Raw genomic sequence first — 21,865 nt, forward strand, 5'->3', positions numbered from 1 at the left:
ATTATTGTGTATGGGAGTGATTGGTATGAATAAAGGGCATAGACAAATACGCATTCGGGATATTATCTCGAATTTTGAAATAGAAACACAAGACCAGCTTGTAGATAGTTTAAAAGCAGCAGGCGTAGAGGTGACACAAGCGACCGTTTCACGGGATATAAAAGAAATGCATCTCATTAAAGTCCCTTTATCCAATGGTAATTATAAATACAGCCTTCCACCCGTACATAAATACAATACGGAACAGAAACTTCATCGTATGCTGACGGATGCATTTGTCAGTATTGACGGTGCTGGCTATTTTATTATCTTGAAAACGCTTCCTGGAAATGCTCAGGCTGTCGGATCTTTAATGGACCATCTCGGATGGGATGAAATTCTCGGAACAATTTGCGGCGATGATACATGTTTGATTATTTGCCGGGACGAAACCCTGACACAACAAGTGAAAGAAAAACTGCTAGCAATGCTTTGAAAGAGGTGACTGCAATTGTTAAGTGAAATTTCCATTAAGAACTTCGCAATCATTGAAAACCTCGAGGTTACTTTTAGCGAAGGTTTAACTGTATTGACTGGGGAAACAGGTGCGGGGAAATCAATCATTATCGATGCTGTCCAACTTCTGGCAGGTGGAAGAGGGTCACAGGAATTTATCCGTCATGGAGCGCAAAAAGCCGAACTTGAAGGGCTATTCACAATTGAAGATGAAACGCACCCGGTCATTGTAAAACTAGCCGAGTTTGGAATTGATGCACAGGATGGCGTTGTTATATTGCGACGTGACTTGAATTCGAACGGAAAAACAGTTTGCCGTGTCAACGGCAAGTTGGTGACCATCGCTATTTTGAGGGAAATCGGTTCCCACCTAATTGATATTCACGGTCAGCATGAGAATCAGGAATTGATGCATGAAAGAAGCCATATCCATTTACTCGACCATTTCGCAGGTGGGAAAATTGCACATGCATATGAAAACTATACCGAGTTATATGAAAGTTATTTGAAGTTAAAGAGAAAGCTTGATAAGGCGGATGAAAATGAACAACAAGTAGCCCAACGTATCGATTTGTATTCATTTCAATTGAAAGAAATAGACGCTGCCGCCCTACAAATCGGTGAAGAAGACGAACTTGAAGCTGAAAAACAAAAACTTCAAAATTTCAACCGTTTATATGAGCGTTTGAATACAGCATACATCTCAATTAGCGGAGATACACATGCCCTCGATTGGGTCGGTTCCGCAATGAGTGATATCGAGGATGCGGCTTCAGTGGATAAAATGCTGAAACCGCATGCTGAAACGATCGCGACAAGCTTCTATACATTACAAGAAACTGCGCATGAACTTAAAAGCATACTTGATGATATGGAATTCGATCCTGCAAGACTAGAACTAGTCGAAGAGCGCCTTGCTCTTCATATATCACTGAAACGAAAATATGGTAAAACGATAGAAGATATTTTGTTGTATCGTGACAAAATCGCAGATGATTTGGAGGGATTGGTAAGCAGGGATGAACGTCTTGCCGCAGAGCAGGAAAAACTCGCGCAAATCCTGAAAGACCTTGAAATTGAAGCGGAAGAACTATCCATTATCCGACAAGAGTCGTCGATACAATTGGAAAATGCTATTATGGAGCAATTGCAACAGCTTCACATGGGAAAAGCGTCTTTCAAAGTGGAATTTACTCGAAAAGCGGCGGGTACTTTCGATTCGAACGGGTATGATAATGTAGCGTTCCTAATCTCAACGAATGTGGGAGAACCATTGAAGCCTATGGTGAAGGTAGCCTCCGGCGGCGAGATTTCCCGCATCATGCTGGCATTAAAGACGATTTTTTCAAAACATCAAGGTGTCACTTCACTTATTTTCGACGAAGTCGACACTGGTGTCAGCGGAAGAGTGGCACAAGCCATTGCAGAAAAGATTGCCATGATTGCAACCCATTCCCAAGTGCTTTGCATTTCGCATTTACCGCAAGTTGCGGCAATGGCTGATCACCATTATCTCATAAAAAAAGATGTTAAAAAGGATAGGACAAGGACTGAAATCCAAGATGTGGTTGAGTCGGATAGAACTGGGGAATTATCCAGAATGTTATCCGGGGCTGAAATCACTCCATTGACCTTAAAACATGCGGAAGAATTATTGAATTTGGCAGTCGAACGTAAAAAGTCGTTTCGGTAACCGCTCAGTGCGTATACTACATTATGCTTGGTTTTGAATGATTTATTCATCAATCGTAAATCACTTTTAATTGCTGAAATATGGAAGAAATAATTCGCATTCCACTTTTGCTTTATTTACCCTTTCATAACATTCTCCCGAACGGACATACCAACAGTAACTTATTTAGGGAGGTGAAATATGGGATGGAGTAGACAGTTCAAGTTGGCCGTTTCGTTATCTGTGCTTTTTCTTTTCATGCCTTTCACGACAGATGCAGCTTTTGCAAAGGACGGTTCACTTATACCGATGGGACAGTCAATAGGTATTAAAATGGAACTGTCCGGGGTCTACATCACAAATGATATCATGATCAGTAAGGACAATTGGTTGAAGGCTGGTGATTTAATCGGACAAGTGGACAATGTTGCAATCAGCACTCTACACGAATTTGAGAAAAAATCGACGTCATGGCGTGATAAAAAAGAAATTGTATTACATGTTATCCGAAATGGAGACGAAAGCCAATTCCAAGCAGACGGCGAAGCGATGAAACGTCTCATTCCATTCCTGAAAGACCGGACTGAAGGAACAGGAACTTTGACGTATGTCGATCCCGATAATGGGACGTACGGCGCGCTTGGTCACCAGATTATCGACAGTGCATTGAAATCACCGCCTTCTTTTAAATCTGGATCGATTTATCTATCTGAAATTGATCAGATTAAAAAAAGTGTACCAGGAATTCCCGGCTATAAAATTTCAACGATTGTTGACGGTGATGATGTTCTTGGATCAATTCGGATAAATGGTATTTACGGTATTTTCGGGGCATGGAGCAGCGATTATAAGAAAGTGTTGGCCGAACCACTCCAGATTATGCAGCCGGCAGAAGTGGAAGTTGGTCCTGCCGAAATTTATACGACCATCAAAGGTGTCGAGGTAGAAGCATTTTCTATTCGAATTACCGAAGTCGAACATGACCAATTCCACTTTATTTTAACAGATCAAAAATTACTCGCGGCAACAGGCGGGATACTGCAAGGTATGAGTGGTAGTCCGGTAATCCAGAACGGTAAATTTGCAGGCGCAGTAACGCATATGTTTGTCGATGATCCCAAAAAAGGTGCAGGTCTTTATTTGGAAAAGATGCGTAGCGGCGAAAAATGAAAAAAAGGGTCAACCCATACGCGGTTGACCCTTTTTAGCAGCGTCCATTCAGAAGGTGAATTATTTGACAATCTATGGGAAGGTAATGGAATTCGTCGAAATATAGGGAAACCATATGCCAGAAGATTCATTTTTCTGTACTTATAAAGGTTTCATATACTATTCGTCGAAATTTCCCTTGTGTAGTTAAGAGATAGTTGCTAATATTTAGGGAAAGAAGTCGTCATAAACGAACAAGGGGGAATTGGGAATGGATAAACTGAAAGTCGCAATTGCGGATGATAATAAAGAGCTTGTAAGGACTATGGTGACATATTTTGAAAGGCATCCCGAAATTGAAGTCGTTTGGACGGCGCACAATGGAAAAGTATGTCTGTCGATGTTGGAAGAGAAAAAACCTGATGTCCTATTGCTTGATATCATCATGCCCCACCTCGACGGTATAGCGGTACTTGAAACATTGAGCGGTAATACAAAAATTACTGATTTGCATATTATCATGCTGACGGCATTTGGCCAGGAAGATGTAATGACACAAGCTGCAAGTTTGGGAGCTTCCTATTTCATGCTTAAACCTTTTGAATTCGATCGGCTAGCAAATCAAATTTTCCAAGTGGCTGGAACAAGAAAACCTGTTGCTACTGCAACTAAATCTGTCGAAGAGTATGCACCGGGAACTGTGAGTCAAAAAGTATTAGATACGACAATTACAGCAATCATTAAAGAAATCGGCGTGCCTGCGCATATTAAGGGCTATGCTTTTATTCGTGAAGCGATTCAAATGGTCTACACGGATGTCGATTTGCTAGGGTCGGTGACGAAAGTACTTTATCCGGAGATTGCAAAAAAATACAATACGACAGCATCCCGTGTCGAGCGGGCAATCCGTCATGCAATTGAAGTGGCATGGAATCGCGGGAATTACGACGTCATCTCCAAAATGTTCGGCTATACCGTGCATCATTTGAAAAGTAAACCGACAAATTCAGAATTCATCGCAATGATTGCAGATAAAATCCGTCTTGAGCATATGGCGAGCTGATTATCGGTATGAAAGCGTTTTTGCGGATTAGTAATCCTCGAATGTCTACCTTGCCCAATGGTTATGGCTTTTAAAACCTATAAAATATACGCCCAAAGACCAATGAATTAAGAAATTCATCGGTCTTTTTTATTGTTGTACAAAGAATATCATAGCAGTGAAAATTAATCATCCGCATTCTGTGATTTGTCGGAGGAACGGGACCCATATATGGTTACCACTAGAAGTGGTCAGTACGCTCTGACTGAATCTATTAATCTTTTTTTAGAGTATGATTATCTGTAGAATTAATAAGGTCTTAAAATTGATTTGTAAGGTTTTCTATTCGCTTTTTAGTAGCCTAGTAAGTTGTGCTATTTGAATTAATTTACTATCTTATTTGTTACATTGGTCAAACTATATCATCGTCGGGTTCCAATTCATTTGCTTAAGTGATAAAATGGAATTGGAAGAGTCTGATAAGTTTGTTTGTCTAAACTGATTATGATGTGTGGAATTAAAGCTTGGCCTACTTTCCGAATTTTTTTCGTAGGGTAGGCATTTTTTTCGAAAAGTAAAAAAAGCTATTCCAACAAAGTGTTTAATGCAGCTCTGTAATAATTACTTGAGAAAGGGTGAATCCGCGGTGCTGACTCAAAATGATTTTTTCGATCTTTTTGTACAGGAGGACAAAGTGATTTTGCGTTCAAAGAAGAACGGTTTTCCGCTTAAATCATTCGATGGAATAACACGTGAACATCCGCGACTTAAACTCAATTCATTTTCTACGCTACGGACAGCACTGATGGATTCAGAGAAAGAACATATCATCGGTAGCTGGCTGCCCGCAATCGAAGTAGCAATATCACCCGATAAGATGACCGCCTTATTATATATCAATTTATCAAAGAAGGAATTTGACGAAAACAAACAGCCGATTTTGCAACAAGCAGAAAAAGTACTTACTGAAACCGGAATAAGTCATGGGAAAAATGACTTGAAAAGCGAACCTTTTAAACCAGGCGAACCGATGATTGCCGCCGTTGGTACACTTCCGACGAAAGGTAAAGAGGCTGTCGTCACATATATCGATATTCCCTCACGGAGACCAGTTATCCGTGAGGATGGTCTTGCTGATTACTTTGAAATGAACTTTGTAACTACTGTTAAAGAAGGGGACTGGCTTGGTGAAAAGATACCCGCGCAGGAAGGCGTCGATGGAATAGATGTATTAGGTAATACTGTGTCTGCGAAACGAGGCGATGACGTGATGCTGTCCTTTGATAAGAAGTCAGTGACTGAAGAACAAGAAAAAGGGAAAGTAGTTCTGCGTGCATCACACAGCGGGGCGCTGGAAATCATCAACGGTGTAATTGGTGTCGGAAAACAGCTGATTGTTAACGGCGATGTCGGTCCTGAAACGGGTTCGATTACATTCGATGGTGCCGTTACTGTTTATGGAACGGTTCTCGCGGACTTTTCGGTTAATGCGACTGGTACTATTTCGATAGAAGGAAATGAAGGGATTACAAATGCAAAGGAAATACGATCGACGGAAGGCGATATTTACATAAAAGGGGGCGTATTCGGGGGTGAAATGACCATTGTCGAGGCTCAAGGCGATATTTATATTAAACATGCAAATAATTGCAAACTGTATGGAAAAGAGATTCATGTCGGACTCTATTTGCTTGGGGCCGAAGTTATCGCGGATAGTGTCTTTGTCGACAAAAGCCAAGGAAAGATAATTGGCGGGGAAATAGATGCCCTCTTTAAAATCGAGTGTGCATTTGCAGGTAATAACCACGAACGAAAAACCACCCTTCGTACAAAAGGCATCGATAAGGACGCAATCTATATGAAAGTTCAAGAAATGGCGAACAGCTTAAAAGAACATCAAGCGATAGTTGTGAAGCTAGAACAGCATGTTCTTCCATTGGAGAGAGCTGCAGATGATCTGAAGGGGCAACAAGCCAAAGTATTCGAAAAGTTAATGGATACGATCGACTATAACAGAAAAAGGATCTTAGAAATAGACGGAGAGATTCACTTGGAACTGCGCAAAATTAAACAGGCAATCCCCGGACAAATCGAAGTGACGAAAGAAGCATACCCCGGAACAATTATTCAAATCGGAACTAAATCTTCTACGCTTTCCGTTCCTACGAATGGTGTATTTACTATTATAGATGGAGTTCTTAATGTCTAGGCCCGCTATTTTTGCACATCGAGGTGCATCAGGCGTCCGATTTGAAAATACGATGAAAGCATTTGAGAAGGCCGTCGACCAAGGGGCTGATGGTATTGAACTGGACGTTCAAGTTTCGGAGGATGGTGTACCGTTTGTGATCCATGATCCTGAACTCACTAGGCTTGCAGGCATCCGTAGAGCGATTTCATCTATGACAAGTGGAGAAATAAAGAGGGTTCCAGTGGGCAGAAAATATACACGCATTTTCCGTGGGCACCGGATTCCCACATTAATTGAAGCCGTGTCATTTTGTCAAAGTCATCAATTGGCACTCAATGTTGAATTGAAAGAGACAGTTTCGGGGCGACCCGATTACATTAAACAGATAGTTGATATTGTATCCCACCTTGATAATGTCCACATCTCTGCATTCGATTACCGTCTACTTGAAGTAGTGAAAAAGGAAAGTCACCAGATGGAAACGGCCTATCTTTTGCGGAAAAAAGATGTCGATTGGACAAATCTTGAACAATATTCATGTGCGGATGGATTCCATTTGCACAAAAGGCTATTGAAAGAGCCTTATTTGAACAATCTTATTCTGTCCGGCAAAAAGATTCGAGTGTACGGTATTAGTGGGAAAGAACCAATGGCGTTAAATCCACCGCCATATATCGATGGTTGGATTACGGATTACCCGGATAGATTCAATGATGTGAAAAAGGACCGAGACAGTTAAATGTCTTGGTCCTTTTCTAATCCTTTACTCCATAACTTACCGCCATCGTTTTTACTTTTCTTTAAATCGTTCTTGCACCCGTCCTGATCTTCGGTCGCGGCGCAATAGGAATCCCGCGAAAAACCAGAGTCCCCCCGCAAAGAGTAAAAAGCCTACTACAAATTGAAGCCAGATGAATGGAAACGGATTGAATAATACTCCAAATATGGAATCCCGCATTAACTTTATGCCACCGGCCGCAAAAAGTCCGGGGATTAGTAGTACGATGAATGCCGCTAAACGTGCCATAGAATCCCACTCCTTAACGATTCTAATTTTACCTACTCATATTTTATTGTCAAGAACTGCGCTTTCATGTATGATGTAGTGGTAATTGCAAAAGATTGCATGATTCAAAAAGGAGAATGAATACCTTTGCAAAACGTTCTCATTGTCGGGGCGGGGACAGGCGGATCGATAATACTGGACCTTCTCCAAAATTTAGAATTCATGAATGTTAAGGCAATCATCGATACTGATGAACAAGCACCAGGAATAATTCTAGCAAAAAAACGAGGCATTCCATATGGAACGGATTGGAAGAGTCATCTGACCGAAGATTTGCATATCATTTTCGATGTAACCGGAGAGGAGGCTGTATTCTCCGAACTGTTACATGCGAGGCCCGCCCAAACTGTAGTGATACCTGGATCTGTCGCGAATCTTCTTGTAAAGCTTCTCGAGGAAAATGATACATATATTAAGCGGATTCAGACAGAAGTGCATAAACAACGGATGATCTTCGATTCAATAGGCGAAGGCATGATCGGGATTAATGAAGATGGCATTATTGACTTTTTCAATAAGAGCGCATCCAAGATGATTGGCTTTCCGATAGAAGAAGCTGTTGGCAGAACAATTACTGAAGTCATTCCAACAACAGAGCTTCCTAGAGTGTTCAATTCGGGGCAGGCGGAATTGAATAAGGAGCTGATTCTCGGCAACGGTTTGAAAATCGTCACATCTCGTTTTCCGCTTTTCGACTCAACAGGGAAAAAGTTTGGCGCTTTCGCGATATTTAAAGAGATTACGGAAATTGTTGCTCTTGCTGAGGAAATCACAGATCTGAAAAAAGTGAAGACGATGCTTGAAGCCATCATTCATTCAAGTGATGATGCGATTTCGGTCGTAGATGATAAAGGGTACGGAATTCTTGTCAATCCGGCCTATTCGCGAATGACGGGTCTTTCTAAAGAGGAAGTGATCGGAAAACCTGCCAATGCGGATATCAACGAAGGTGAGAGTATTCATATGAGAGTACTCAAGTCCAAAAAACCGTTCCGGGGCGTCAATATGCGGATTGGCGACAACAACCGGGAAGTTATTGTCAATGTTGCGCCAATCATTGTCGATCATCAAGTTAAGGGAAGTGTCGGGGTCATTCATGACATAACCGAAATGCGTAATCTGATGAAAGAACTCGACCAGGCACGAACAATCATCCGGAAACTTGAATCCACTTATACATTTGATGATATCTTCGGCAGTTCATCCGATATTGAAATTTCAATTGAGCAGGCAAAGCTGGCAGCTAAATCCGATGTGCCAGTCCTTCTTCGCGGAGAAATCGGAACCGGAAAAGAATTGTTTGCGCATGCCATCCATAGTGGAAGTGAACGGCGGTCGAATAAATTCATTCGAATGAATTGTGCAGCGATGGACCCGACCGTATTGGAAATAGAGTTGTTCGGACAGGTATCGGGGGCTTCCCAATCTGGCTTTGAAAAGGATGTAAAAGGACTTTTTAAAGACTCCGAACAAGGTACGCTATTCCTTGATGAAGTGGCCGATTTACCGCTAGCTGCTCAAGAGGGGTTGCTGAACTACTTAAAAAATGGCGCGATTTTCAATGTCGGCGGTACCCAACCAATCCATTTATCTGTCCGTGTTATTACGTCCACTTCGAAAAACCTGGAAAAAGCGATGCATGAAGGTTTTTTTAATGAAGAGCTGTATTACATGCTGAATCGGATATCCATCCAAGTTGCACCACTTCGATCACGAAAAAAGGATATACCATTGATTGTCGGACACCTGCTTGTAAAACTTAACCAGGAGTTTGGCATGAATATCGAGACGATTACCGAAGCGGCGCTGGAAAGGCTGATGCAATATGATTGGCCCGGGAATTTGAGGGAACTCGAAAACGTCCTTAGCCGCGCAATGATTTACATGGGGTCGGGAGAGGCAGTAATCAATTTGGAAGATGTGGTTAACGCACTGTCATCTAGGGGAAACAAGGAAGAGGAACAAATTCTTTCGGAAACTAGCACCCTTGCTTCCATAATGGATCAATATGAAAAATCCATTCTTGAAACGGCTCTTCGGGAAAACGATGGAAATAAATCGTTAACAGCGAACAGACTCGGTATTTCGTTGCGATCCCTTTATTATAAACTTGAGAAATTCAGCCTTGTGTAATAGTTAAGACGTTCAGTCGAAGGAGGAGAGACGATGACTACACTCGACTCACTTATCATCAAGGCTGCATCGAAGCAAGATCCTGTCGTCGCAGTTGCATCTGCCGCAGATCGGGAAGTTCTTGAAGCCGTGAATATGGCTATTGAAAAAGGGATTGCTTCATTCATGCTTTTTGATGATGAAAAACGAATGAAAGATATGATTGAAACACATTTCCCCCGCTTGTCAGATGAAGCGAAAGTTAGTTTTCATCACGCAAAGGATAATGTAGATGCGGCGACCCTTGCCGTGAAAGCGGTTTCAAGCGGTTTGGCAACCGTTTTAATGAAGGGGAACTTGGCAACTTCCGTAATACTTAAAGCTGTCTTGAACGGTGAATTTGGATTGCGGTCAGGAAAAGTGCTGTCGCATGTGGCTGCATTTGAGGTTCCAGGCTATGATCGACTTCTTTTTGTGACAGATGCAGCAATGAATATTGCGCCTGATCTTGGAGCGAAAGCACAAATTATCCGGAATGCTGTTGACACCGCACATGCATGTGGCATCACGGAACCTATCGTCGCTCCGCTTGCCGCGGTCGAAACCGTCAATCCAGCGATGATTCCAACCACGGATGCTGCATCACTGGTCGTCATGAATCGACGCGGGCAAATTACAGGTTGTATCGTCGATGGTCCGCTTGCACTTGATAATGCGGTATCAAAGGAGGCAGCGGGACAAAAAGGGATTACGGGTGAAACAGCCGGTAAAGCTGATATTCTCGTTGTTCCGAATATCGAAGCAGGCAACATCCTGTACAAGTCACTTATGTATTTTGCCAATGCAAAGGTAGGTGCTGTCATTCAAGGCGCTAAAGCACCAATTGTCCTGACATCAAGGGCGGACAGTGCCGAAAGTAAATTGTATTCACTCGCACTGGCGATACTTACCACAAAGTGAAATAAAATCGAACATACTTTAGGAGGAAATTACAATGGAAATTTTCAAATATATGGAGAACCAAGATTATGAGCAACTCGTTATTTGCCAGGATAAAACTTCAGGACTGAAAGCGATTATCGCTATCCACGATACGACACTCGGGCCTGCACTTGGCGGAACACGCATGTGGACTTATGCAAGTGAAGAAGAAGCGATTGAAGATGCACTTCGCCTTGCTCGAGGTATGACTTACAAAAACGCGGCAGCAGGATTGAATCTTGGTGGCGGAAAAACGGTTATTATCGGAAATCCGAAAACAGACAAAAACGACGAAATGTTCCGTGCTTTCGGGCGATACATCGAAGGTTTGAACGGCCGCTATATTACTGCGGAAGATGTGGGAACAACTGAAGCGGATATGGATTTGATCAATCTTGAAACGGATTATGTTACAGGGACTTCTGCTGGATCGGGCTCATCGGGCAATCCTTCCCCTGTTACTGCTTATGGAATTTATTACGGCATGAAAGCGGCGGCAAAAGAGGCATTTGGTGACGACTCACTAACAGGCAAAACAGTAGCGGTGCAAGGAGTCGGAAACGTTGCCTATGCACTTTGCGAGTACCTGCACGAAGAAGGTGCGAAACTGATTATTACGGATATCAATGAAGAGGCTGTTCAACGTGCAGTTGAGGCATTCGGTGCAACGGCAGTCGGTATCAATGAAATATACTCTCAAGAAGCGGACATTTTTGCACCATGTGCACTAGGGGCAATCATCAATGATGAGACAATTCCGCAGTTGAAATCAAAAGTGATTGCTGGTTCAGCAAATAATCAATTGAAAGATACTCGCCACGGCGATCTACTCCACGAAATGGGCATCGTTTACGCTCCAGACTACGTTATCAACTCAGGCGGAGTCATCAACGTAGCAGACGAGCTTGATGGTTATAACCGCGAACGTGCACTTAAACGTGTCGAAGGCATCTACGACGTAATCGGGAAAATCTTCGCCATCTCAAAACGTGATAACATTCCGACGTACGTTGCTGCTGACCGCATGGCAGAAGAACGTATCGCACGTGTTGCAAACACACGAAGCACATTTTTACAAAATGAAAAAAGTGTACTCTCAAAACGATAAGATAAATAATTTGAAGCAGCCGTACTAAAGGAAAATAGTCATGCAGCAATTAAGAGGGATGAAGTTCAATCCCTCATCTCTGCTTGACTTCCATCTTGGAGGCCTTCGACATGGAAGGAGGACTACTTATGCATGAAAATTTATACCGGATCTTGGTCATTAATCCAGGGTCAACATCAACAAAAATAGGCGTTTTTGAAGGCGGAAAACAGTTGATGGAAAGTACGTTACGACATTCTTCAGAAGATATAGCAAAGTATCCTTCCATCATCGATCAATACAGTTTCCGTAAAGACGCAATCCTGGCTTCACTTGACAGTGAAGGTTTCCACATTTCGGATCTATCTGCCATTTGCGGTCGCGGCGGGCTTCTCCGCCCGATTGAAGGCGGTACTTATTCTGTCAATGAAGCAATGATCGACGATTTGAAAAAGGGCTATTCAGGTCAACATGCATCGAACCTGGGGGGGATAATTGCGAATGAAATCGCATCCAGTCTAAATGTTCCCGCTTTTATCGTCGATCCAGTAGTCGTCGATGAACTTGCACCCCTGGCGAGGATTTCCGGGTTTTCGGCCATTGATCGGAAATCCATTTTCCATGCGCTGAACCAAAAAGCGGTTGCTAGACGCTACGCAAAACAAGTTGGTAAAAAGTATGAAAGTCTTCGGCTGATCGTCACACATATGGGCGGGGGCATTACAGTCGGTGTGCACGAATCCGGCAAAGTCATCGATGTGAACAATGGACTTCACGGAGATGGACCTTTTAGCCCTGAGCGTGCGGGCACCGTTCCGGCCGGCGATCTTGTCGATCTATGTTTTTCGGGTGAATATTTCCGTCATGAAGTGATGAAAAAGGTTGTCGGTCAAGGCGGCTTAGTCGGTTATCTTGGGACGAACGACGCTGTTCGAGTGGAAAAACGGATTGAAGACGGCGACGAAAAAGCGAAACTGGTGTACGGAGCAATGGCCTATCAGGTCGCTAAGGAAATCGGTAGTGCCGCCGCCGTTCTTCAAGGCAAAGTCGATGCAATCATTCTTACGGGCGGGCTCGCGTATGGTAAAGAGTTTGTGAAGGAAATTTCATCCAGGATTGACTGGATTTCTGAGGTTGTTGTGTACGCTGGAGAAGACGAACTGCAAGCACTTGCGGAAGGCGCACTCCGCGTCCTATCTGGTGAAGAGACTGCTAAAATCTACCCGTCTTGACGGGGCGTTGTGAGGGAGGCCATCAATTATGGCACGGGAATATGATGTAGTTATTTTGGGAGGCGGAACAGGCGGCTATGTCGCTGCGATCCGCGCCGCTCAATTAGGACTGAAAACAGCACTTGTTGAAAAAGGGAAACTTGGAGGAACTTGCTTACACAAAGGTTGTATCCCAAGTAAAGCGTTACTGAAAAGTGCTGAAGTATTCGATATAGCGAAAAATCAGGCGGCGGATTTCGGTGTTGACACGAAAGACGTAACGCTTGACTTCAGCCGTGTCCAAGCTAGAAAAGAGGGTATCGTCAAACAGCTGCACAGCGGTGTCACAGCACTTATGAAAAAAGGGAAAATCGATGTATTTGATGGATTTGGCAGAATGCTAGGACCGTCTATATTTTCTCCGATGCCCGGCACGATTTCGGTCGAAATGAACAACGGTGACGAAAACGAAATGCTCATCCTGAAAAACTTGATTATCGCAACAGGCTCTAGACCACGCACGTTACCAGGTTTGGATATTGATGAAAATCAAGTCATGTCATCAGATGGCGCACTTTCTATGGAAGCACTTCCGAAGTCGATCATCATCGTCGGCGGCGGTGTCATCGGTATCGAATGGGCATCCATGCTCAACGATTTCGGTGTAGAAGTCACGGTCCTTGAATATGCAGACCGGATTATACCGACTGAAGATGAAGACATCTCAAAAGAAATGAAAAAACTGTTGACGAAAAAAGGAATCACTTTTGCGACAAGTGCGAAAGTACTGTCGGATACACTTGTCAAAAAAGAAGGATCCGTTACCATTTCAGCAGAAATGAACGGTGAAACGATGGAGTTTACAGCTGAAAAAATGCTTGTTTCAGTTGGACGTCTAGCGAATGTCGAAGGAATCGGTCTTGACAATACAGAAATTGAAGTCGTAAATGGCTTCATCAAGACAAGGCCGACATTCCAGACAAAAGAAGCTCATATTTATGCAATCGGGGACGTTATAGGCGGACTTCAACTTGCACATGTCGCTTCCCATGAAGGAATTGCGGCTGTTGAACATATTGCAGGATTGAAAAACGAAGCGATTGATTATACGAAAATATCCCGCTGTATATACTCAAGCCCTGAAGCATCCAGCGTTGGCATAACGGAGAAACAGGCAAAAGAACAAGGCTTTGATGTTAAAGTCGGGAAATTCCCGTTCATGGCTATCGGTAAAGCACTTGTTAACGGCAATTCAGATGGTTTCGTTAAAATTATTGCCGATAAAAAGACGGACGACATACTAGGCGTCCATATGATTGGTGCCCACGTCACCGATTTGATATCGGAAGCTGGTCTTGCGATGGTGCTTGATGCGACTCCATGGGAAGTGGCAAGTACGATTCATCCGCATCCGTCACTTTCCGAAGTAATGGGCGAAGCGGCTTTGGCCGTTGACGGCAAGGCTATCCACATGTAAAAGGGGGATTTTGGAAATGGCAAAAACGCGTCATGAAGAACTCGGTTTAACAAACGAAGAAGCACTACAAATTTTTGAAACGATGCTGATGGCACGTCGCATAGACGAGCGTATGTGGCTTCTCAACCGTGCAGGGAAAATTCCCTTCGTCATTTCATGTCAAGGACAAGAAGCGGCACAAGTTGGGGCGGCATTTGCACTAGATAAGGATAAAGACTGGATTGCACCATACTATCGTGATATGGGCGTTGTCCTGCATTTCGGAATGACCGCTCATGAATTAATGCTTTCTGCATTTGCAAAAGCGGAAGACCCGAACTCAGGCGGTCGTCAGATGCCTGGTCACTTCGGCCAGCGTAAAAACCGAATCTTGACGGGATCATCTCCAGTAACAACGCAATTACCGCACGCGGTCGGAGTAGCATTGGCAGCGAAGATGAAGAAAGAAGATTTCATCACTTTCGTCACACTTGGGGAAGGTTCATCCAACCAAGGGGATTTCCACGAAGGCATGAACTTTGCTGGAGTCCATAAATTGCCGACGGTTATCATGGTTGAAAACAATAAATATGCAATTTCGGTGCCGGTTGAAAAACAACTTGCATGTGAAAACGTTTCGGATCGTGCAATCGGATATGGTATGCCGGGTGTAACAGTTGATGGTACAGATCCGCTCGAAGTATACAAAGTCATCAAGGAAGCAGCAGACCGTGCGCGACGCGGAGAAGGTCCGAGTCTAGTGGAAACAATTTGTTACCGTTTGACGGCGCACTCTTCAGACGATGACCACCGTCAATACCGTGATGCTGAAGAATTGGAAAACGAAAAGAAACTCGATCCGATTCCAATGTTCGCGACCTATTTGAAAGAGGCCGGCGTCCTTACGGATGAACTCGAAAAAGAATTGGAAGAACGCATCATGAAAGAAGTGAACGAAGCGACCGATTATGCGGAAAACGCTGCGTACGCCGAACCTGAGTCCGCGCTCCTCCATGTGTATGCTGAAGATGGGGGGAACGAATAATGGCTGTAATGTCTTATATCGATGCAATCACACTTGCAATGAAAGAAGAAATGGAGCGGGATGACCGCGTTTTCGTTCTAGGAGAAGATGTTGGGCGTAAAGGTGGCGTATTTAAAGCGACTAACGGTCTTTATGATCAATTCGGTGAGTACCGTGCTCTTGATACACCGCTTGCGGAATCCGCAATTGCGGGTGTCGGAATCGGTGCGGCAATGTACGGCTTGCGCCCGATTGCGGAGATGCAATTTGCTGATTTCATCATGCCTGCGGTTAACCAAATCGTTTCGGAAGCGGCAAAAATCCGTTACCGTTCAAACAACGATTGGTCATGTCCGATTGTTATACGCGCACCGTTCGGAGGAGGAATCCACGGAGCGCTGTACCACTCGCAATCCGTCGAGTCGATGTTCGCAAGCACGCCTGGATTGAAAATCGTCATCCCTTCGACGCCGTATGATGCGAAAGGTCTTCTGAAAGCGGCAATCCGCGATGAAGATCCAGTATTGTTCTTTGAACATAAACGTGCCTATCGTTTAATAAAAGGCGAAGTACCTTCAGACGATTATGTGTTGCCGATCGGGAAAGCGGATGTTAAACGCGAAGGGGATGACATCACGATTATCACGTACGGTTTATGTGTCCATTTTGCACTGCAAGCTGCTGAACGTCTTGCTGAAGATGGTATATCGACACATATCCTTGATCTTCGTACTGTTTATCCACTTGACCAAGTAGCAATTATCGAAGCGGCTTCAAAAACTGGGAAAGTACTGCTCGTTACGGAAGACAATAAAGAAGGAAGCATTATGGGCGAAGTAGCAGCGATCATTGCTGAAAACTGCCTGTTTGAACTTGATGCGCCAATTAAACGTCTTGCTGGACCGGACATTCCGGCAATGCCATATGCACCGACTATGGAGAAATTCTTCATGGTTAATCCAGACAAAGTAGAGAAGGCAGCGCGTGAACTTGCTGAATTTTAACTCCATTCAGCGGAAGATTCCCACTTCTATAAGTTTCTAAAGTTTGTAAAATATGGGTGTATTCGATTAAGGATGGAGGTCAATCAATTGGCTATTGAAAATATTTTAATGCCGCAACTGGGTGAAAGTGTGACAGAAGGTACAATCGAGAAATGGCTTGTCAAACCGGGCGATACAGTTAACAAATACGACTCGCTTGCAGAAGTGAATACAGACAAAGTGACAGCTGAAGTTCCTTCTTCGTTCACTGGTGTAATTAAGGAATTGATTGCACAAGAGGGAGAAACGCTTGCTGTTGGAGCACTCGTTTGTACGATTGAGGTGGAAGGCGGCGGAACTGCGGAAGCTGCAGTAGAGGCGGTGCCCGCGAAAGAAGAGCCCGCAAACGAAATGCCTGCTGTAGGTTCTCAAAAAACCGCTTCATCATTGAATCGTGAAAAAGGAGCGGCGGCAGGACGTTATTCTCCAGCAGTACTCCGTCTCTCACAGGACAATGGCATTGATTTGGCATTAGTAGAAGGTTCAGGCAAAGAAGGGCGCATCACGCGCAAAGACTTACTTGCTATCATCGAGAGCGGAGATATTCCGTCAGCGCCAACAACATCACCAGCTCCATCGGTTCCTGTGGCGGAAGCATCGGCACCTACGCCGGTGACACAGGCGGCGCCTGCACCAAAAGCGGCTGAGCCCGTCGATGTCCCGGTTGCGGCAGGCGATATCGAAATCCCTGTAACCGGCGTACGCCGTGCAATCGCGAGCAATATGCTACGTTCGAAACACGAAGCGCCACATGCATGGATGATGATTGAAGTCGATGTGACCAATCTTGTTCAATATCGTGATTCCCTGAAAAATGACTTCAAAAAGAAGGAAGGCTTCAACTTGACATATTTCGCATTCTTCGTGAAAGCAGTATCTCAAGCATTAAAGGAATTCCCGATGATGAACTCGATGTGGGCAGGCGACAAAATCATTCAGAAAAAGGATATCAATATTTCCATCGCGGTAGCAACTGAAGATTCCCTGTACGTTCCCGTTATAAATAATGCCGATGAAAAAACAATCAAAGGCATTGGACGCGATATACAGGAACTTGCAGGTAAAGTACGTTCAGGCAAACTGAAATCATCTGAAATGCGAGGCGGTACATTCACAGTGAATAATACCGGTTCATTCGGTTCGGTTCAGTCTATGGGCATCATCAATCACCCGCAGGCAGCAATTCTGCAAATCGAATCAATCGTTAAACGTCCGGTTGTTATGGGCAATGGCATGATTGGGGTCCGCGATATGGTGAACCTATGCCTATCACTTGATCACCGCGTTCTGGACGGTCTCGTTTGCGGACAATTCCTTGCACGCGTAAAAGCGATTCTCGAAAATGTATCGGCGGAAAATACATCCATCTACTGATCAAAATTGTAAACCCCGGTGCCTGACAATATAGGGCATCGGGGTTTATTTTACCTTTCAACAATAGTCTAAGTCGGGTAAACTAGTAATAGATTGATTATTTTGAGGAGGGAAGCGCAAAATATGACTATACATAACATGCAGACGACAACATTTGATAAAACCGGATTCGAACAATGGGAAGAAACTGCGGTCCAATCATTGAAAGGGAAGCCTTTCGATTCGCTCATCACAAAAACGATAGAAGGGATTGAACTGCAGCCCCTTTATACAATTGAGAGCCTTGATAAACGCATGCAGACGAATTGTGTGGCGAAAAAAGACTCCGGCTGGATTATTGCACAGCAACCTTATGCCGAAGACGGAAAACAGTTTGTTGCTGATCTGAAACATTCTATTGAACGAGGGAATGAAGCTATTGCTTACGACGGGGCGAAACAACTTCAATGGGAAGATTCTTCTCTTGCTGAAATAGGACAACTCATGACGCAATATCCTATCTTCATGACAAATACCACACAAAATGATCCATTTCTAAAAGTGTTTTTGGGGATTCCACAATCGGATCGGTCCCTTGTTAACGGTGCGATTTCTGTGCCTGACTGGTCTCTTCCAGAAGGTTTCACAAACATTCGGACGACGGGAGCGGATATGTGGGGAGTGCATCACAACGGTGCAGATGCGGTGACAGAACTTGCACTTACACTCGCACATGCTGCTACTAGTGCTGAAAAGGCGGAGAAATTCAGCGATTTCGCGAATGACTTTTTTGTACGCTTTGCGGTGGACACTCATTTCTTCATGGAGATATCAAAGTTCCGTGCGCTTCGCATTCTTTGGCAAGCGTTCTGTTCTGCATATAGTTTACAGGAAGCACCGTATGTCCCGATTATCGCAACGACATCTCTGCGTTCATATTCAAAACTAGATCCGTATGTGAACGTATTGCGGGCTGGGAATGAAACGTTTGCTGCGGTTCTGGGCGGGGCAGACGTTATCACGGTCTATCCGCACAATCTACTTACTGGACCGACGAACGGCGCTGTACGGTTAGCAAGAAATATTCAACTTGTCATTAAAGAAGAGACCCATGCCGACAAAGTAATCGATCCTTCAGGCGGTTCTTATTTCATTGAAACATTGACATCGGAACTTGTTGAAAAAGCATGGGAACTGTTCATGGAAATTCAGTCTACAGGTGGTTATGAAGCATTTCTTGCTAACGGTAGACTTGAAACGTTGCTAGGACAGCGCATAAAAGAAGTTGCGAAAGGGAAACAATCATTGATTGGGACGAATGTTTACGCCGAATTGACCGATACGGACTTCTCGGATTGGGATGGTCTTCAGCTTTATGGGCGTCTGGCTGAGCCGTTTGAAAAATTGGTGGCCAAGCGAAAAGATAATCACGTGCGTACTGTTCTATTGACGTTCGGCGATTTGAAAGACTTCAAACCTCGCGCCGATTTTGTCAGTGGTTTTTTAGCAACAGGCGGTATGCGTGTAGAATGGAGTCCGTCGTTCGACAACGCTCAACAAGCACTGCACTGGCTTGCGGATGAAAAACCCGACTATGCGATTGTCTGTGCAATACCTTCTGTGACCGAAAGCGTACTGGATCAGCTGATAGAAGGATGTTCCGACAAACTCATCTTGGATGCGGCAGGGAAATACGAAGCTGCACTTTCACAGAAATGGCTGAAGGCCGGTTTGAATGGATTTATTTTCGCGGGTCAAGACAAAGTGGGGAAATTGATAGCTATCAATGAGAAATTGAAAGGGGGAGCGACGGATGAATAAACCTGATTTCAACAAAGTAGACTTGCATAACATAGTTGAAAATGTGAAGGAAACAGCAAGCGAAGCGGGAAAACCTTTTCGGACGAATGAAGGAATTGATGTCAAAACGCGCTATACAGGGAAAGATATCGAGAACCTTGAACATTTATCTGACTTGCCAGGCATCGCGCCGAATACGAGGGGCCCCTATCCGACTATGTTCGTTTCCAGACCTTGGACAGTACGCCAATACGCCGGATTTTCAACGGCTGAAGAGAGTAACGCATTTTATCGGCGAAATCTGGCAATGGGGCAAAAAGGATTATCTGTCGCATTTGACCTTGCGACTCACCGCGGTTACGACTCCAATCATCCGCGTGTAACGGGCGACGTTGGAAAAGCAGGTGTAGCTATCGACTCGGTTGAAGATATGAAAATTTTGTTTGACGGTATCCCCTTAGACCAGATGTCCGTTTCCATGACGATGAACGGAGCTGTATTGCCGATCATGGCATTTTATATCGTAGCGGCAGAGGAGCAGGGCGTGTCGCCTGAAAAACTTGCCGGTACTATCCAGAATGATATTTTGAAGGAATATATGGTGCGGAATACATATATTTTTCCGCCTGAAATGTCGATGAAAATCATTGCGGATATTTTTGACTACACATCCAACAACATGCCGAAATTCAACTCGATTTCCATTTCGGGCTATCATATGCAAGAAGCCGGGGCAACCGCAGATATCGAGCTTGCGTATACGCTTGCAGATGGTCTTGAATACGTCCGTACAGGTTTAAAAGCGGGCATTGACATCGATTCATTCGCCCCGAGGTTATCATTTTTCTGGGCAATCGGCATGAATTACTTCATGGAAATAGCTAAAATGCGTGCTGCACGTAAAATGTGGGCACAAATGATAAAGACATTTGAGCCGAAAAATCCGAAGTCGCTTGCTCTCCGTACGCATTCGCAAACATCCGGCTGGAGCTTGACGGAACAAGATCCGTTCAACAACATCACGCGAACATTGATTGAAGCGAACGCTGCAGCGATGGGTCACACACAATCACTTCATACGAACGCGCTCGACGAAGCGATTGCACTACCGACGGATTTCTCTGCCCGCATTGCGCGGAATACGCAATTATTCTTACAGGAAGAGACGATGATGACAAAAGTGATCGATCCATGGGGCGGTTCGTACTACGTCGAAAAACTGACGGATGAGCTGATGGAGAAAGCATGGGAATTAATCGGAGAAATCGAAGAACTCGGTGGCATGGCGAAAGCGATTGAAACCGGACTACCGAAAATGAAAATCGAAGAAGCGGCAGCAAAACGCCAGGCACAGATTGATTCACGTGCAGAATCAATCATTGGAGTGAATAAATACCGCCTGGATACTGAAGACCCAATCGATATTTTGGACATTGACAACACGCTTGTACGCCAGAAGCAAATCGACCGTATAAATCGGATGAAAGCGGACCGTGATGAAAGTGAAGTAACGGCATTGCTCGCTAAGTTGACAGAAGTTGCACGCAACGGCGACGGTAATCTACTTGCCAGTGCCGTCGATGCAGCACGCGCACGTGCTACGATCGGCGAAATTTCGGATGCGATTGAAAGTGTATCAGGCAGACACAAGGCGGTGATTCGTTCAGTGAGTGGCGTATACAGTTCGAATTTCTCCAATTCAGAGGAAATTGAAGAAGTGAAAATGATGGCAGAAGACTTTTTGGAGAATGAAGGTCGTCGTCCACGTATCTTAATCGCAAAAATGGGACAAGACGGTCATGACCGCGGTGCGAAAGTAATCGCATCCTCATTTGCAGACCTTGGTTTTGATGTTGACATCGGACCACTTTTCCAAACACCGGAAGAAACGGCATTGCAAGCTGCTGAAAACGACGTTCATGTCATCGGTGTAAGTTCGCTGGCCGCAGGTCATAAAACACTTGTTCCGACTCTGCGTGAAGAGCTCGCCAAAATTGGCAGGGAAGACATTCTCATTGTTGTCGGCGGTGTCATACCCGCTCAAGATTACGCATTCCTCCGTGAAAATGGGGCAGCGGCAATTTTTGGGCCAGGAACTGTCATACCGGTTGCCGCACAAAAAGTCATTGAAGAAATCTACCGCAGGCTCGGCTACGAGGAAGTGGCGGATTGAAAGATAAAAA

The 21,865-nt window shown here is 44.3% G+C and carries 17 protein-coding genes and 1 pseudogene; 17 read left to right on the forward strand and 1 reads right to left on the reverse strand.

The window, feature by feature from the left end:
- Positions 1-25 precede the first annotated feature (25 nt).
- From ahrC to HDC33_RS06980, 6 genes are all read left to right on the forward strand, one after another.
- The gene (ahrC, locus tag HDC33_RS06955) at positions 26-475 is read left to right on the forward strand and encodes a transcriptional regulator AhrC/ArgR (RefSeq protein WP_179391749.1); all 450 of its coding nucleotides are present in this window, start codon (positions 26-28) and stop codon (positions 473-475) included.
- A gap of 15 nt (positions 476-490) precedes the next feature.
- Positions 491-2,188, forward strand: a complete 1,698-nt coding sequence (gene recN, locus HDC33_RS06960; protein WP_179391750.1) for a DNA repair protein RecN — start codon at positions 491-493, stop codon at positions 2,186-2,188.
- 180 nt (positions 2,189-2,368) lie between these two features.
- Complete coding sequence (locus HDC33_RS06965) at positions 2,369-3,337, forward strand: SpoIVB peptidase S55 domain-containing protein (protein ID WP_179391751.1); 969 nt, start codon at positions 2,369-2,371, stop codon at positions 3,335-3,337.
- Between the two features lie 250 nt (positions 3,338-3,587).
- Entirely contained in the window at positions 3,588-4,379 is a 792-nt protein-coding gene (gene spo0A / locus HDC33_RS06970) for a sporulation transcription factor Spo0A (RefSeq protein ID WP_179391752.1), read from the forward strand.
- A gap of 673 nt (positions 4,380-5,052) precedes the next feature.
- On the forward strand, positions 5,053-6,567 hold the full coding sequence (locus tag HDC33_RS06975) for a flagellar assembly protein A (RefSeq protein ID WP_179391753.1): 1,515 nt from the start codon (positions 5,053-5,055) through the stop codon (positions 6,565-6,567).
- The gene (locus HDC33_RS06980) at positions 6,560-7,288 is read left to right on the forward strand and encodes a glycerophosphodiester phosphodiesterase (RefSeq protein ID WP_179391754.1); all 729 of its coding nucleotides are present in this window, start codon (positions 6,560-6,562) and stop codon (positions 7,286-7,288) included. Before HDC33_RS06975 ends, HDC33_RS06980 begins: the two co-directional genes overlap by 8 nt.
- Before the next feature lie 51 nt (positions 7,289-7,339).
- On the opposite strand, the gene HDC33_RS06985 is transcribed toward HDC33_RS06980, so the two are convergent.
- Positions 7,340-7,576 carry a DUF2627 domain-containing protein gene (locus tag HDC33_RS06985; RefSeq protein ID WP_179391755.1) on the reverse strand — a complete coding sequence of 79 codons (237 nt, stop codon included), beginning with the start codon at positions 7,574-7,576 and terminating at the stop codon, positions 7,340-7,342.
- Between the two features lie 126 nt (positions 7,577-7,702).
- On the opposite strand from HDC33_RS06985, the gene HDC33_RS06990 reads away from it, so the two are divergent.
- The 11 genes and pseudogenes from HDC33_RS06990 (at position 7,703) to scpA (ending at position 21,855) form a co-directional block, all read left to right on the forward strand.
- Positions 7,703-9,748, forward strand: coding sequence for a sigma 54-interacting transcriptional regulator (locus HDC33_RS06990; protein WP_179391756.1), 2,046 nt, complete (start codon positions 7,703-7,705; stop codon positions 9,746-9,748).
- Positions 9,749-9,781: 33 nt separating this feature from the next.
- Positions 9,782-10,687: a phosphate butyryltransferase gene (yqiS, locus tag HDC33_RS06995; RefSeq protein ID WP_179391757.1), complete on the forward strand. Its 906-nt coding sequence runs from the start codon at positions 9,782-9,784 to the stop codon at positions 10,685-10,687.
- A 34-nt stretch (positions 10,688-10,721) separates the two neighbouring features.
- Positions 10,722-11,816, forward strand: a complete 1,095-nt coding sequence (locus HDC33_RS07000; RefSeq protein WP_179391758.1) for a Leu/Phe/Val dehydrogenase — start codon at positions 10,722-10,724, stop codon at positions 11,814-11,816.
- Positions 11,817-11,944: 128 nt separating this feature from the next.
- On the forward strand, positions 11,945-13,027 hold the full coding sequence (buk, locus tag HDC33_RS07005; RefSeq protein ID WP_179391759.1) for a butyrate kinase: 1,083 nt from the start codon (positions 11,945-11,947) through the stop codon (positions 13,025-13,027).
- A 28-nt stretch (positions 13,028-13,055) separates the two neighbouring features.
- The gene (gene lpdA, locus HDC33_RS07010; RefSeq protein ID WP_179391760.1) at positions 13,056-14,483 is read left to right on the forward strand and encodes a dihydrolipoyl dehydrogenase; all 1,428 of its coding nucleotides are present in this window, start codon (positions 13,056-13,058) and stop codon (positions 14,481-14,483) included.
- 16 nt (positions 14,484-14,499) lie between these two features.
- The gene (locus HDC33_RS07015) at positions 14,500-15,507 is read left to right on the forward strand and encodes a thiamine pyrophosphate-dependent dehydrogenase E1 component subunit alpha (protein ID WP_179391761.1); all 1,008 of its coding nucleotides are present in this window, start codon (positions 14,500-14,502) and stop codon (positions 15,505-15,507) included.
- A complete protein-coding gene (locus tag HDC33_RS07020) occupies positions 15,507-16,490 on the forward strand; it encodes an alpha-ketoacid dehydrogenase subunit beta (RefSeq protein ID WP_179391762.1) in 984 nt (327 codons plus the stop codon). The genes HDC33_RS07015 and HDC33_RS07020 overlap by 1 nt, the downstream gene beginning before the upstream one ends.
- 87 nt (positions 16,491-16,577) lie before the next feature.
- Positions 16,578-17,079, forward strand: a pseudogene (locus HDC33_RS16800) (biotin/lipoyl-containing protein); the annotation flags it as partial.
- Entirely contained in the window at positions 17,055-17,903 is an 849-nt protein-coding gene (locus tag HDC33_RS16805; RefSeq protein WP_370457454.1) for a dihydrolipoamide acetyltransferase family protein, read from the forward strand. The pseudogene HDC33_RS16800 and the gene HDC33_RS16805, both read left to right, overlap by 25 nt.
- A gap of 123 nt (positions 17,904-18,026) precedes the next feature.
- A complete protein-coding gene (locus HDC33_RS07030) occupies positions 18,027-19,703 on the forward strand; it encodes a methylmalonyl-CoA mutase family protein (RefSeq protein ID WP_179391764.1) in 1,677 nt (558 codons plus the stop codon).
- Complete coding sequence (scpA, locus tag HDC33_RS07035; RefSeq protein WP_179391765.1) at positions 19,696-21,855, forward strand: methylmalonyl-CoA mutase; 2,160 nt, start codon at positions 19,696-19,698, stop codon at positions 21,853-21,855. Before HDC33_RS07030 ends, scpA begins: the two co-directional genes overlap by 8 nt.
- Positions 21,856-21,865 lie beyond the last annotated feature (10 nt).

The organism is Sporosarcina sp. JAI121 (assembly GCF_013408665.1).
GTDB lineage: Bacteria > Bacillota > Bacilli > Bacillales_A > Planococcaceae > Sporosarcina.

Coding starts and splice junctions, on each gene's coding strand:
- ahrC (WP_179391749.1), top strand. CDS start 26: ATGAATAAAGGGCATAGACAAATACGCATTCGGGATATTATCTCGAAT.
- HDC33_RS06965 (WP_179391751.1), top strand. CDS start 2,369: ATGGGATGGAGTAGACAGTTCAAGTTGGCCGTTTCGTTATCTGTGCTT.
- spo0A (WP_179391752.1), top strand. CDS start 3,588: ATGGATAAACTGAAAGTCGCAATTGCGGATGATAATAAAGAGCTTGTA.
- HDC33_RS06980 (WP_179391754.1), top strand. CDS start 6,560: ATGTCTAGGCCCGCTATTTTTGCACATCGAGGTGCATCAGGCGTCCGA.
- HDC33_RS06985 (WP_179391755.1), bottom strand. CDS start 7,576: ATGGCACGTTTAGCGGCATTCATCGTACTACTAATCCCCGGACTTTTT.
- yqiS (WP_179391757.1), top strand. CDS start 9,782: ATGACTACACTCGACTCACTTATCATCAAGGCTGCATCGAAGCAAGAT.
- HDC33_RS07000 (WP_179391758.1), top strand. CDS start 10,722: ATGGAAATTTTCAAATATATGGAGAACCAAGATTATGAGCAACTCGTT.
- buk (WP_179391759.1), top strand. CDS start 11,945: ATGCATGAAAATTTATACCGGATCTTGGTCATTAATCCAGGGTCAACA.
- lpdA (WP_179391760.1), top strand. CDS start 13,056: ATGGCACGGGAATATGATGTAGTTATTTTGGGAGGCGGAACAGGCGGC.
- HDC33_RS07015 (WP_179391761.1), top strand. CDS start 14,500: ATGGCAAAAACGCGTCATGAAGAACTCGGTTTAACAAACGAAGAAGCA.
- HDC33_RS07020 (WP_179391762.1), top strand. CDS start 15,507: ATGGCTGTAATGTCTTATATCGATGCAATCACACTTGCAATGAAAGAA.
- HDC33_RS07030 (WP_179391764.1), top strand. CDS start 18,027: ATGACTATACATAACATGCAGACGACAACATTTGATAAAACCGGATTC.
- scpA (WP_179391765.1), top strand. CDS start 19,696: ATGAATAAACCTGATTTCAACAAAGTAGACTTGCATAACATAGTTGAA.